This window comes from Tateyamaria sp. (genome assembly GCF_059783535.1).
In genome coordinates this window covers 1-12,477 of sequence record NZ_JBYNDP010000109.1, presented here as the reverse complement: position 1 = coordinate 12,477, position 12,477 = coordinate 1, and the positions used below count along the sequence as shown (strand labels likewise).

The 12,477-nt window shown below is 58.1% G+C and carries 13 protein-coding genes; 5 read left to right on the top strand and 8 right to left on the bottom strand.

What is annotated here, in order from left to right:
• On the top strand, window positions 1-275 hold a 275-nt coding region (locus AC6RA8_RS17210), incomplete at its 5' end, for a hypothetical protein (RefSeq protein ID WP_500354296.1).
• A gap of 312 nt (window positions 276-587) precedes the next feature.
• Here AC6RA8_RS17210 and AC6RA8_RS17205 read toward each other — a convergent pair.
• The 7 genes from AC6RA8_RS17205 to purC all read right to left on the bottom strand — a co-directional run bounded on the left by AC6RA8_RS17205 (window position 588) and on the right by purC (window position 7,210).
• Window positions 588-1,394 (bottom strand): endonuclease/exonuclease/phosphatase family protein, encoded by an 807-nt coding sequence (locus tag AC6RA8_RS17205; RefSeq protein WP_500354294.1) that lies wholly within the window; start codon window positions 1,392-1,394, stop codon window positions 588-590.
• Between the two features lie 83 nt (window positions 1,395-1,477).
• Window positions 1,478-2,170: an HAD family hydrolase gene (locus AC6RA8_RS17200; RefSeq protein ID WP_500354292.1), complete on the bottom strand. Its 693-nt coding sequence runs from the start codon at window positions 2,168-2,170 to the stop codon at window positions 1,478-1,480.
• 113 nt (window positions 2,171-2,283) lie between these two features.
• Window positions 2,284-3,618, bottom strand: coding sequence for a sigma-54-dependent transcriptional regulator (locus AC6RA8_RS17195; protein ID WP_500354290.1), 1,335 nt, complete (start codon window positions 3,616-3,618; stop codon window positions 2,284-2,286).
• A gap of 6 nt (window positions 3,619-3,624) precedes the next feature.
• Window positions 3,625-5,406, bottom strand: coding sequence for a sensor histidine kinase (locus AC6RA8_RS17190; protein ID WP_500354288.1), 1,782 nt, complete (start codon window positions 5,404-5,406; stop codon window positions 3,625-3,627).
• Window positions 5,407-5,443: 37 nt separating this feature from the next.
• Window positions 5,444-6,112, bottom strand: coding sequence for a phosphoribosylformylglycinamidine synthase subunit PurQ (gene purQ, locus AC6RA8_RS17185; protein WP_500354286.1), 669 nt, complete (start codon window positions 6,110-6,112; stop codon window positions 5,444-5,446).
• A 94-nt stretch (window positions 6,113-6,206) separates the two neighbouring features.
• A complete protein-coding gene (gene purS, locus AC6RA8_RS17180; RefSeq protein ID WP_500354284.1) occupies window positions 6,207-6,437 on the bottom strand; it encodes a phosphoribosylformylglycinamidine synthase subunit PurS in 231 nt (76 codons plus the stop codon).
• Window positions 6,438-6,448: 11 nt separating this feature from the next.
• A complete protein-coding gene (gene purC / locus AC6RA8_RS17175; RefSeq protein WP_500354282.1) occupies window positions 6,449-7,210 on the bottom strand; it encodes a phosphoribosylaminoimidazolesuccinocarboxamide synthase in 762 nt (253 codons plus the stop codon).
• Window positions 7,211-7,360: 150 nt separating this feature from the next.
• Here purC and AC6RA8_RS17170 point away from each other — a divergent pair, with 150 nt between their 5' ends.
• From AC6RA8_RS17170 to bmt, 3 genes are all read left to right on the top strand, one after another.
• Window positions 7,361-7,678: a DUF1476 domain-containing protein gene (locus AC6RA8_RS17170; RefSeq protein WP_500354281.1), complete on the top strand. Its 318-nt coding sequence runs from the start codon at window positions 7,361-7,363 to the stop codon at window positions 7,676-7,678.
• Window positions 7,679-7,840: 162 nt separating this feature from the next.
• Window positions 7,841-9,739: a phosphatidylglycerol lysyltransferase domain-containing protein gene (locus tag AC6RA8_RS17165; RefSeq protein ID WP_500354279.1), complete on the top strand. Its 1,899-nt coding sequence runs from the start codon at window positions 7,841-7,843 to the stop codon at window positions 9,737-9,739.
• Between the two features lie 36 nt (window positions 9,740-9,775).
• Complete coding sequence (gene bmt / locus AC6RA8_RS17160; RefSeq protein ID WP_500354277.1) at window positions 9,776-10,792, top strand: betaine--homocysteine S-methyltransferase; 1,017 nt, start codon at window positions 9,776-9,778, stop codon at window positions 10,790-10,792.
• Here the strand turns inward: bmt and AC6RA8_RS17155 are convergent.
• The gene (locus AC6RA8_RS17155) at window positions 10,789-11,883 is read right to left on the bottom strand and encodes a PA0069 family radical SAM protein (protein ID WP_500354276.1); all 1,095 of its coding nucleotides are present in this window, start codon (window positions 11,881-11,883) and stop codon (window positions 10,789-10,791) included. The genes bmt and AC6RA8_RS17155 overlap by 4 nt on opposite strands.
• Window positions 11,884-12,072: 189 nt before the next feature.
• Here AC6RA8_RS17155 and AC6RA8_RS17150 point away from each other — a divergent pair.
• Window positions 12,073-12,477: B12-binding domain-containing protein (locus AC6RA8_RS17150; RefSeq protein ID WP_500354274.1), on the top strand; the 405-nt coding region annotated here is incomplete at its 3' end.

The following is a 12,477-nucleotide window of genomic DNA, read 5'->3' as shown; positions in this document are numbered from 1 at the left end:
TCCTCGACCTTGTTTCCGTCGACCACCACAACGCGGGTTTCTTCCGCGTGGGTGGCATCGATAAGCATTTTCTTTGGCATGAAAGTCCATTGCGCGCCCGCAATCGCCTTGCACCAGGCGGCGCAAGCGTATTGGGGGCGTGTCTTGTCTGGGCGAATATGGACGCGCTGCAGATCAAGCCGGAGGGGCCTTCTGCCGGGAACTCTACTGTCCTCACGCGCGTCATCGCGGTTCTTCTCCGACACGGTGCTTTTCTACAGCGTGTCCGTTCATAAGCTGCGCCAGACCTTGGTCCGCGTCAGCAATCCTTGGCCATTTCTGGCCCAATCGGTCTGTGGACTGCGGCAGGGTGTCCTGTCCGTTCCGTCCAACAGCGAAACTCAAACGAAGCGACGCACATAGGCGGCTTTGCTTCGTCCCTTTAGATAAGAGGAAGGTGGGGTAAATGACAATGGGCAATCGCCCGAACCGGCAAATGACGCCTCTTCCCGTTCTTTCTCCGTGTAAAAAAATGCGCGCAAGATCACCATATGACGGGCTTGTCTCTCAGTTACCGCCAAACAACCTGGACAAGAATCGATGCGCGTTCAGATGGTAAGGATTAAGGGGCGGTGGTCCGACACTTCAGGTTCAGCCGGCACATCAAATGTGCTTGTTGCCAGCAGATCATCGGACACCAGCATGTAATCGGCAAAACGTTGGCTCTTTTTGTAAAGCGTCGTGCGGGTGTCGATGATGCGGTGATGCGCAATCAGGTCATGTAGCCCGATCTGCGCAAACTGCGCAAAACTGGCACTGTCCGGTAAAAGGTTGAAATCCCCGGCAAGCACCGCCGGGATGTCTTGCTTCCACAGCGAGCAGAAGAGCCCCATCGCGCGTTCTGTTTGCAGTGTGCGGGCCGCCGTGTCGCCTTTGCCCGACGGGTCCCGCAATCCATGGAAATGGCCCACGCAAAGCGACCGATCTGTGTCGGGATCCTGGACCTGTACCACCTGCATAGTGCGTGGCACGGGTTCGACGCCCCATCCATCTGGCCGAAACGTCCCATGCACAAAACCCTGCGCAAGTTGAGTAACCGCCAAGTTCCGCCGAACCCATAAGCCCAAACCATGTTCAGAAGGAACGGCGGCACCGTCATCATCCTTTAAAACACCGCGTGTAGCCGCCGCGAAGAAGGATTGATGGTCAGGAAGCAGCGCAGAAATGCCGCCGAACAGGTCCGCCCGCTGCGCCAAGTCACGATAGGGATCGACATAGCGAAGCCATTCCGGGCTCGGCACCGGCGCGCGCGTCACTTCTTGGAGACACAAAACGTCCACATCTAAGCCAGCGATCCAAGACGCAAGCGCATCCCAGACCTGCCCACCCCAGGCATTCAGACTGACAATCTTCATCGTCGGATGACCCTACCAATTACATACGTCACACCACAGCACCGTCTCACCAGCGTTGAGGACAGGCAAGCGTGCTTAGCGGATCAGCGTCGGGTGTTCTGATGTGCCTCAGGGAAAGCACCAAATCCGCCAACCTGTTCGATGGCTGCCCACAAGTTGGAGGCAACCCGCTGCCCGAGCGGAGGCAATGGCCGGTCAGCAGGACGCAAATCAGGCACCTGAACAGCAATGCAACCGGCACGCACAGCCGCTGTAATCCCACTATCGCTGTCCTCAAACGCGGCGCAGCGGGTAGGATCGACGGCCATCGCCGTGGCTGCTTGAAGATAGGGTGCGGGATCGGGTTTGCGCGCGGGAACTTCGTTTCCGCCGACGACCACTTCGAAATGCTGCAAAAGCCCCGCTTTATCCAGATGTCGGCGTGCTGTGTCACCATTGGTCGAGGTCACAACCGCCATCCTAGCCCCCTGCCCTGCCAACCGCTCGACGCTGTTTCGCACCGTGGGGCGCAATGGTACGGTCTCTGCCACACGGCGAGAGACCTCGGAATGCCAGGCCACATCAAATCCGGCTAAATCGAATTCGTGACCAAGAAAAGATGCTATTTTCTGCCGCGCTGCGTCGCCCGAGACCCCAACCAAAGTCAGAAAATGCGCCTCGACGTCCCGCGCCGCGAACCCGTGCGGTACGAGCAGTTCCTGCGCCACGGCCGAATAGACACGCTCGCTGTCCAAAAGCAGCCCATCCATGTCAAACAGGAACGCATCCGGCATCATCACAGCAATCTCCCAACACCAATGCCGCACTCATGCCACGCGCGCAGACGAAACAAAATGACCGCCGAGTCCCCCTGCAGTCACTTGTTTCAACAGGCTGTCACGTAAGGTGATCAGAGATAGTCAGAACGCTGCAAACCGTACTTCGCCATCTTTTCGTTCAGAGTCCGACGCGGCAGGCAAAGCTCTTCCATGACACTGGCGATGGACCCTTTGTGACGACGCATCGTGTTGTCGATCAGCATGCGTTCGAACGCCTCGACATACTCTTTCAAAGGCTTGCCTTCGGTGGTCATCACCGGCTGCATTTCCTCGTGATCGTTCATCAGCAAGGATGCAATTGATCCAGTGCCCCGACGGGCCTGCAACACGGCGCGCTCCGCAATGTTGATCAGCTGACGCACATTGCCCGGCCACGGGGCCTGCAACAGTTGCGCTGCCTCTTGGGCCGACACCTTGGGGGCCTCACATCCATATTCATCGGCAAACTGGTCGCTCAGCCGGGTAAACAGGGTCAGAATGTCCTCGCCCCGTTGGCGCAGTGGCGGCACGGTGATCTTCAGCGCAGCCAGCCGGTAGTAGAGGTCCGGGCGCAGCGCATCCTCGCACGTGCGGCCCGCTTCCTGCATATTGCAGATGCCGACGATACGGGTTTCAGCCGGGGTGCCCTGCTCGTTGATCACGGACAAGAGCCGCGCCTGCAGAGCTTCGCTCAGGGCCTCGATATCCTCAAGAACAAGGGTCCCGCCGCGGGCTTCTTCGATTGCAGGCAAGGCACTGTCCTCAGGCAGCATGGGACCAAACAGGCGTTTGGCCAGCGCTTCTTCTTCCCAGGCCGAACAGCTGACCAGGACGAATTTCTTGCCTGCGCGGCTGCCAACAGCATGCAGAGCATGGGCCACCAGCGTCTTGCCGGTGCCAGTCTCACCATCAATCAGTACGTGACCATCGGCTTGACCAAGATCCAAAATGTCCTCGCGCAGACGCTCCATCACCGGCGACTGACCAATCAGCTTCTTCATCAGCTGGCCGCCGTCGCTCAGCTCGCGACGCAGGGCACGGTTGTCCATGGTCAAGCGGCGGGCACCGGTGGCACGCTTGGCCAACTCGCTCATCCGGTCCGGGTTGAACGGTTTTTCAAGAAAATCAAAAGCCCCTACGCGCATGGCTTCAACCGCCATGGGCACATCCCCGTGGCCCGTGATCATGATAACGGGCAAAGCGCTGTCATTGCCCATCAGCTTTTTAAGGAACTGCATCCCGTCCATGCCGGGCATCTTGATATCGGAGATTACGATACCGGGGTATTCTGGCCCCAACACCTTCAAAGCATCCTCGGCGCTAGCAAAAGTTTCGGTGTCGTAGCCTGACAAGGCCAGCCATTGGCTGATGGATTGGCGCATGTCCTGCTCGTCATCGACGATGGCAATTTTCATGGCTTGTGTCATTGTGGCTTACTCCGCCGCTCTGATCTTGTTGTCTTCACCTCCCGAGCCTTCATCATCAAGGATCGGAAGCTGCATTTCAAAGACGGCACCGCCTGCTTGTCCATTACGGGCAACGAGCCGTCCGCCTAAATCGTTTACAATGCCGGAGGAGATGGCAAGGCCCAACCCTACGCCATCGCCCGGCTGCTTTGTCGTGTAGAAGGGTTCAAACAGACTATCCAAATCCTCAATACCCGGTCCGTTGTCACGCACGGTCAGCGTTGCCGTCTCTCCCGCCGACAGGATGATATCAACCTGCGGCTCTCGTTCAGATTTGGTGGCGTCTATGGCATTGCGCAACAGGTTCACCATCACCTGTTCGATCCGCATCCGGTCGCCAAGAACTTCTATTGGCTCGGGCGGTACAACCCGGTTGATCAGAACCCGGCGCTGCCGCAGTTGTGGTTCCATCATCGACAGACTAGACGCCAGCGCATCGCCCATATTTACAGGGCTTAGCGCGTCTTGTCCCTTTCGCGCATAAGACTTGAGCTGGCGCGTGATCGCACCCATCCGTTCAATCAAATCATCGATACGACCAAAACCAACCAACGCCTCATCCGGACGGTTTCTGCGCAGCAACAGACGCGCCCCGGCCAGATAAGTTTTCATTGCCGCCAGTGGTTGGTTCAGCTCGTGGCTGACTGCTGCCGACATCTCACCCAACGCCGCGAGTTTCGACGACTGCTCAAGGGTTTGTTCGGCTTGCGCGAGGTCTTCCTGAACCCGTTTTCGCTCGGCAATTTCTCGCTGCAACTGCACATTAAGGTGGCGAAGCTCTGCCGACTCCCGCGCGAACAACGCCAGCCGCAAAGCCGACCTGCGGCTCATTGCATAGAAAGCGAGCGCCAAAAGAATGGCGAATCCCATGATCTCAAGCGCGAGAACTCCGTTCACGCGCTCACGAACACTAGCATAGGTGGTAAATGACGTCATACGCCAGCCACGAAATGGAATGCGCGCCTCAAGACGCATCACCCCTTCTCCCTGCAAATAGGCATCGGGCGGCAACGCCGTCCAATCCGCCGTCGCGCGAATGGCGCGTTCAATTGCGCTCTGTGGAGTTTGGCGCGCCAGTGCATCTTCTTCCGTGCGTCCACGCCACCGTGGTTCCGTACTCAAGATGATCTGGCCTGCGCTGTCTGTGACCAATACAGCGGCCGAGATTCCAGCCCAAGCGCGTTCGAACTTCTGCAAATCTACCTCGACAGCGATCACGCCCAGAACATCACCGCCCGCTGTCACACGGCGAGAATAGGTAAAGTCGAATCCACCGGCTTCACGTTCGGTAAGAGTGAAAATAGTGCCGCTGGCACGCAGCGCGTTAATGAAAAAAGGCTCAGTTCGGTGATTGGAACCAAGGCGATTTCGATCCGTGGCCGCAACGGTCCGCCCGTCACGGTCCAGCAGATTTAGATTAGCCGCGCCGATCTCTTCCACAAAGGAAATCAGGCGCTGTGTCGATTGCTGATAATCTTGGCTGTTCAGCGCCCCGATCAGTGTCGGGTCGCGCGCCAGAAGCTGTGGAACAATCTGACTCTGGCGCAGTTCACTAAGCAGGTTGCCAGAGTACAGCGCGAGCCTGAGTTCCGCCCTGTTTCGAGTGGTTTCGGTAAATCTGTCTGTCAGCAGCCGGTTTGTGAAAAAGACGGTTGCAACCGCTGCGACGGTCAAAAGGACAAGCGCAATTCGTACGCGCCAACTTGTGGCGGATGTGCGCGGCGCAGAGGGTCGATCAGCAGTTGGCATAAAGAGGAACCTACGGCGTCGATGGTTCCGGCTCAAGTCACGCAGATGTCAGTTGCCCCACCACTGCGCGAAAGAGCGCCTGTCCATCGGTCCCACCATGGCCTGAGTCCGCCGCCCGCTCTGGGTGGGGCATCATGCCAAGGACGCGACGGTTCTCGGACAGAATACCGGCGATGTCGTTGCGCGATCCGTTTGGGTTGTCGGTATAGCGGAAGGCAATGCGATCATCGCCCTCGAGTGCATTCAACGTGCTGTCGTCTGCAAAGTAGTTGCCATCGTGATGTGCAATGGGAATGTCGATTACATCGCCAGCATTGTAGCCTTCGGTAAACGCCGATTGCGATGTCTCTACTTTTAGGCCAACCGTTTTGCAGATGTACTTGAGCCCGGCATTGCGCAGCAGCGCGCCGGGCAGGATTCCGGTCTCGGTCAAAACCTGAAATCCGTTACATACGCCAAACACATATCCGCCCCGCTCTGCATGCCCTTTGACGGCTTTGCAGATCGGTGAATTGGCTGCGATGGCGCCACACCGCAAGTAATCACCAAAGGAAAAGCCACCCGGCACACCCACCATGTCTACGCCCGCAGGAAGCTCGGTGTCCTTGTGCCAAACCATTTCGACATCCGCACCCGCATTGCGAAATGCTACAGCCAAATCTCGATCACAGTTGGATCCGGGGAAAACAACAACGGCAGCTTTCACGTCACGCGCTCCTTTGTATTAGGGTTTGGCAACTACTGAAGGGGTGAAACTGATCGGATTTGGCAGGTAACCCACCGCACTTTCCGAATACGGTTCAGCTCATCTCAACCCGGTAGCTTTCAATCACCGTATTGGCCAACAACTTCTCACACATGGCCGTCACGTCTGCTTCATTCGTGCCTTCAGCCAGGTCGAGCTCAATAACCTTGCCCTGGCGCACGCCGTTCACCCCATCAAAGCCCAATGCCCCAAGTGCGTGACGCACCGCTTCGCCCTGTGGGTCCAGAACACCGTTCTTCAACATCACATGCACGGTCGCTTTCATGTTCGTCTCTTTCAATTGATAAGCGTCGGTTTCGAAATGGGCGCTGCGTTCTTGGGCATGACTCCCAGACGGCGTGCCACCTCGGTGTAGGCATCGGCCAAGTTGCCCAGATCGCGACGGAACACGTCTTTGTCCAACTTCTGGCCTGTCTCGATGTCCCACAAGCGGCAACTGTCCGGACTGATCTCGTCTGCAACGATCAGGCGCATGAAGTCACCGTCATAGACGCGGCCAATCTCGATCTTGAAATCGACGAGGCGGATACCGACGGCCAGCATGACACCGCTCAGGAAGTCGTTGACCCGCAGGGCAAGGGACAGGATATCGTCCATGTCCTGCTGGCTGGCCCATCCAAAAGCGGCGATGTGCTCTTCGGTCACAAGCGGGTCGCCCAGCTTGTCATCCTTGTAGCAGTATTCGACGATCGGGCGCGGCAACTGAGTGCCCTCCTCAATCCCAAGCCGTTCGCTCATGGTCCCCGCCGCATAATTGCGCACGATCACCTCAAGCGGCACGATCTCGCAGGCGCGCACCAACTGTTCGCGCATGTTCAGACGCTTGAGGAAGTGCGTCGGTACCCCAATCTGTCCAAGGCCCGTCATGAAGAATTCGCTCAGGCGATTGTTCAATACACCCTTGCCTTCAATCACGTCTTTCTTCTGGGCGTTGAAGGCAGTGGCATCATCCTTGAAGTACTGAACTATGGTGCCTGGCTCCGGGCCTTCGTACAAAACCTTGGCCTTGCCTTCGTAAATCTTCTTGCGTCGCGCCATGGGCGTCCTTTCGCGTGTACGGGGGTGATGAGTCTCCCCGCCAATGGGCACCTCATAAGCAATCGACCCAAATGCCGCAAGCAATGGGGTTGCGCGGCGCGCCCTGGCCTGCATATCTGAAGGAAAGATAAGCCAGAAAGGGGTTTGCCGATGAGCACCTTTGACGAGCGCGAAAGCGCTTTTGAAAACAAATTCGCCCATGATGCGGAAATGCAGTTCAAGGCGGACGCCCGCCGTAACAAGCTGCTGGGCCTATGGGCCGCCGACCTAATGGGCAAGACCGGCGCTGCCGCAGAAGACTACGCGCGGGAAGTTGTGAAATCCGATTTCGAAGAAGCAGGCCACGAGGACGTTTATCGCAAGGTGGCTGGTGACCTTGGTACAAAGTCGGATGAAGCTACAATCCGTGCCAAGATGGCTGAACTCATGGCCGAAGCAAAAGCTCATTTGATGAGCGAACTGGAATAAAATCAAAGCCTTGAAGCGCAAACTTAGTGCGAAACTGAGCGCATGCCAGTCTTGGCGCGCGCTTTTTGATTTGCATTGTCACCAATTGCCTCACGTCCGTTAAGAAATGGCACACCCTTGCCCGCTAGCCCTTGATCGGGGACTGCGGGAAAGGGTTGGTACGTGCACAGAATTCAGGCATTGGCGGTGGTTCGCACCGCCCTTAGGGTCGGCATGCCGATGATGATCCTTGCGGCATGTTTCATGCTTCTGGCCCGCCAAATCCCTGTGGACGTGGTAGCAAGCCTGCCGCAACAGCTGGCTGACATCTCTCCTTTTCAGTGGGGCCTGGCTTCCTTTCTGACTCTTGGAAGCTTTTTTGCCGTTGGTCAATATGACGTGCAGGCACATCGAACACTTGGCACCGATGTACCGGAAGGTCAGGCACGGATCACAGGGGCCGTGGGAATCGCCATCGGTCAAACAGTTGGCTTTGGCCTTGTGTCTGGCGCCCTAGCGCGGTGGCGCATGCTGCCGGGGATGAGCGTCACGCAAGCATTGAAACTGTCCACACTGGTGTCACTAACCTTCGTCGTGGCCTGGGCTTTCGTCACCGGACTGGTCAGCGCCATTTTACCGGCACCAGCTTGGACGACGCCCTTGTCCGTCGGCGCCATCGTTCTGTTGCCCGCTTGTGCCGCATTGCTGTTCTGGTGCCCAACCTTGAACATTGGGCGCCACCAGGTTCCACTGCCCAGCCTGCGCATCGCCGGTTCAATCCTGATCTGGGCGCTGGCCGACATGGCCCTTGCGGCTGCGGCACTTTGGGTGTTGCTGCCCCCCGGCACTATGGCATTTGAGGTATTGCTGCCGCTGTTCATGGTCGCCCTGGGCTGTGGATTGATGTCGAACACACCCGGCGGAGTCGGTCCGTTCGAATTAATACTGGTGTCGGCCCTGCCCGCCGGCGCCGGAGCGGAAGCCGGTGTTCTAGCGGCAATTCTGGCATTTCGTGTTGTTTATTACGCTGGACCGGCCTGTCTCGCGATGCTGGCAATGTTCCGTCCCTTGCCCGCTGCCGCCAAAGGCATCGAGCCGACACCGCGGTGGCAAACATTGCCTCGCAGCGAGGCACAGGCGTTGCGCCAGAACGGTGGCCGGATTGATCCAGCAATGTCCGGTGCCGAAGCACCAATTTGGCCAACGCCACAAACTCGAACACTGTTTACAGATCCGGCAGGCCATGCTGAAGCGAGCGTTCTGCGGTGGCTGCGCGGCACCGCGCGGTCCCATGGACGCATCCCAATGCTGTACAAATCCGGGCAACGGTTGACGCAGAAAGCAAGACGCGCCAGGTGGGCTGTTTTGCACATTGCCGACGATGCCATCGTCGATCTGGAAAACTACTGTGTTGATGCTCCGTCGCGCCGCCGGTTGCGCCGCAAACTGCGGACTGCGGAGAAGGCCGGGATTACCTTGCGATCAGATGTCGCTTTGCCCCGGCGAAAGTCACACCAGATCGACGCAGAGTGGCAAGCCGAATGCGGCCCAGCCCGTGGCGGAAGCATGGGGCGGTACTGCCCGAACTATGTTTGTGATCAGTGGGTTGTCAGCGCATATTCAGGTTCGGAACTGGTTGGATTTGTCACATTTCATCAAGGCCGGGCGGATTGGTGTCTCGACATCATGCGCCATGGCAAAGACGCACCGGATGGCACGGTACACGCGATTGTCCACAAGGCCCTGCTGGATGCAAAATCTATGGGCTGCAGGCGCGTCAGCCTCGCGTCGGTGACCGCCTGCCCGGACCCGGCAAGCCCGCTGTGGCGTTGGGCGGCGCAGGTGGCCGTCCGTTATGCCGGAGGCACCGGATTGCGCCAGTTCAAATCGGCGTTTGCCCCGCGCTGGGTCCCCAGATATGCCGCTGCCCCAACCTGGATTGGCTTGATGCTGGGATTGGGTGACATTGCACGCACCATTCGGGCCCCGAACCCACTGCCGACCCGGTTGCCAGAGGCAAATACAAACGCGCTTCATCATGAAGATGAGAATTATGAACTGGCTTCACGTTCCGCGGCATGACAAGTGATCAAAATTACGCGCGCGAAAGGTTCGATCATGTCCGACGCTCTGACCACTCTTCTGGCCGAAAAAGGCACTCTGTTGGCCGACGGCGCTACAGGCACCAATCTGTTTGCCATGGGCCTGATGTCAGGTGACGCACCAGAGTTGTGGAACGAGGAGGAACCACAAAAAATCAAAGCGCTGTACAAGGGCGCCGTTGACGCGGGAAGCGACGTGTTTCTGACCAACTCCTTTGGCGCCAATGCCTCACGCCTCAAGCTGCACGACGCAGGCCACCGCGCCTTCGAACTGAGCAAGATCGCTGCCGAAATTGGCCGCGAGGTCGCGGATGCAGCAGGACGCAAGGTGATCGTTGCAGGATCCGTTGGTCCGACAGGTGATATCATGGAACCTGTCGGCAGCCTCACCCACTCAGATGCGGTCGAGATGTTCCAAGAAACCGCAGCCGGATTGAAGGCAGGCGGCGCAGATATCGGCTGGTTGGAAACCATTTCGGCCCCCGAAGAATACACCGCCGCCGCCGAAGGATTTGCCCGGGCCGAATTGCCTTGGGTCGGCACCATGAGCTTTGACACGGCAGGCCGCACGATGATGGGTGTGACCAGCACGGATATGGCCGCGCTCGTCGCTGGGCTGGATTTCCCGCCACTGGCCTTTGGGGCCAATTGCGGCACAGGTGCATCCGACCTGTTGCGCACGGTGCTGGGCTTTGCCGCCACCGGTACAACATTGCCCATCATCGCCAAGGGCAATGCGGGCATTCCAAAATACCATGATGGACATATTCATTATGATGGCACACCGGAGTTGATGGGCGATTATGCCGCCATGGCGCGCAATTGTGGCGCGACCATAGTTGGCGGTTGCTGTGGCACAACCCCGGCCCATCTCGAGAAGATGCGCGAGGCCTTGGACACCCGCCCGGTACAGCCAGCCCCGTCACTGGATGCAATTGTTGAAGCGCTGGGTGCATTTTCTTCAGCGAGTGACGGCACCGGTGACGATGACAACCGCCCCACCCGCAAACGCCGTGGACGGCGTGCAGCCTAGAACAGGCTCAACTGTGCGCTTGGTGCGCGCGGCGGCCGAAAGAGGTCTGTGCGCATCGGCGGCAGTTTTTCCTTCAACCCCAAACGCTTGATGGCCACTTTGAACCGATGTGCGACAATCTCGGCATAGGGTCCTTCGCCCCGCATCCGGTGCCCCCAGCGGGCATCGTAGTCTTTGCCCCCGTGCATTTCACGCAGGCGCGACATGATGCGGTGCGCGCGGTTCGGGTGGTGCACGGCCAACCACTCTTGCCAGAGTGGCGACACCTCTTGCGGCAGTCGCAGCATGATCCAGCTGGCACTGCCCGCGCCCGCATCCGCGCCTGCTTCCAAGATCGCCTCGAGTTCGGGATCGGTCAGGGCTGGCACCATGGGCGACGCCATGATGCGAACTGGAATACCGGCCGCCGTCAACCTGCGTATCGCTTCAAGGCGCCGCTTGGGCGTCGGCGCCCTGGGCTCCATCGCGCGCGACAGTACCGGATCGAGCGTGGTCACCGAAAACCCGACACGCGCCAGCCCCTTTGCAGCCATGCGGCCAAGAATATCCATATCACGCTCAATCAACGTGCCTTTGGTTACGATGGCGACAGGGTGATTACACGCCTCAAAAACCTCAAGACAGGCGCGCATAATACCATGCTCGCGCTCAATCGGTTGGTATGGATCAGTATTGGTGCCAATCGCCATAGTCGCGACCTTGTAGCGCTTGTGTGCCAGCTCCGCCTTCAACACGGCGGGCGCTTCAGGTCTGGCCACAAGGCGTGTCTCGAAATCAAGACCTGGCGAAAGACCCAAGTACGCATGGCTGGGACGCGCAAAACAGTAGACGCACCCGTGCTCACATCCTCGATAGGGATTGATCGACCGATCAAAAGGCAAATCAGGCGACCTATTGTAACTGATCATGCTGCGCGGACGCTCAATGCTGACCTCGGTCCGCAGTGTCGGAAGATCTTCCTCCATCTCCCATCCATCCGCCTCCGAATGGCGGCTAATCGCGTCATAGCGGCTGACCGTATTGGACACGGCGCCCCGCGCCTTTGGTGTGCTGGTCTGCAGATCATGCTTCATAACGGCAATATAGAACATAATGAGAACATCCGCCAGATTACTTGCAAAACTCGGCGGAGTTTCAGCATGCAACGGCACACAAAAGTGTCTGCTCGCGTCGCACGCGAAGCTGGCCATGTCGCAATTCGGACAGTCCAACTGCGACATTCTGAACGATAACTCGAAAAACTAGGCACCGGGTCCGGCACCCATTCAAGAGGAATGCCCATGTCAGACGAAGACGAAATCATCCTGTCCGAGCTTGATGACGAAGAGCTTGTCCAGCAGATGTTTGACGACCTTTACGACGGTCTCAAGGAAGAGATCGAGGAAGGTGTCAACATCCTGCTTGAACGGAAATGGATGCCCTATGACATCCTGACCAAGGCGCTGGTCGGCGGCATGACAATCGTCGGCCATGACTTCCGTGACGGCATTCTGTTTGTGCCCGAGGTGTTGCTGGCCGCCAACGCGATGAAGGGTGGTATGGCGATCCTAAAGCCACTTCTGGCCGAAACCGGCGCGCCGCGCGTAGGTAAGATGGTCATCGGCACAGTGAAGGGTGATATCCACGATATCGGTAAGAACCTTGTGTCGATGATGATGGAAGGCGCAGGTTTCGAAGTTGTCGAT

What these genes read in the sequence shown, in the direction of transcription:
- AC6RA8_RS17170 (WP_500354281.1), top strand. Translation starts at nt 7,361, where the DNA reads ATGAGCACCTTTGACGAGCGCGAAAGCGCTTTTGAAAACAAATTCGCC.
- AC6RA8_RS17205 (WP_500354294.1), bottom strand. Translation starts at nt 1,394, where the DNA reads ATGAAGATTGTCAGTCTGAATGCCTGGGGTGGGCAGGTCTGGGATGCG.
- purS (WP_500354284.1), bottom strand. Translation starts at nt 6,437, where the DNA reads ATGAAAGCGACCGTGCATGTGATGTTGAAGAACGGTGTTCTGGACCCA.
- bmt (WP_500354277.1), top strand. Translation starts at nt 9,776, where the DNA reads ATGTCCGACGCTCTGACCACTCTTCTGGCCGAAAAAGGCACTCTGTTG.
- AC6RA8_RS17200 (WP_500354292.1), bottom strand. Translation starts at nt 2,170, where the DNA reads ATGATGCCGGATGCGTTCCTGTTTGACATGGATGGGCTGCTTTTGGAC.
- purC (WP_500354282.1), bottom strand. Translation starts at nt 7,210, where the DNA reads ATGGCGCGACGCAAGAAGATTTACGAAGGCAAGGCCAAGGTTTTGTAC.
- AC6RA8_RS17195 (WP_500354290.1), bottom strand. Translation starts at nt 3,618, where the DNA reads ATGACACAAGCCATGAAAATTGCCATCGTCGATGACGAGCAGGACATG.
- AC6RA8_RS17190 (WP_500354288.1), bottom strand. Translation starts at nt 5,406, where the DNA reads ATGCCAACTGCTGATCGACCCTCTGCGCCGCGCACATCCGCCACAAGT.
- AC6RA8_RS17155 (WP_500354276.1), bottom strand. Translation starts at nt 11,883, where the DNA reads ATGTTCTATATTGCCGTTATGAAGCATGATCTGCAGACCAGCACACCA.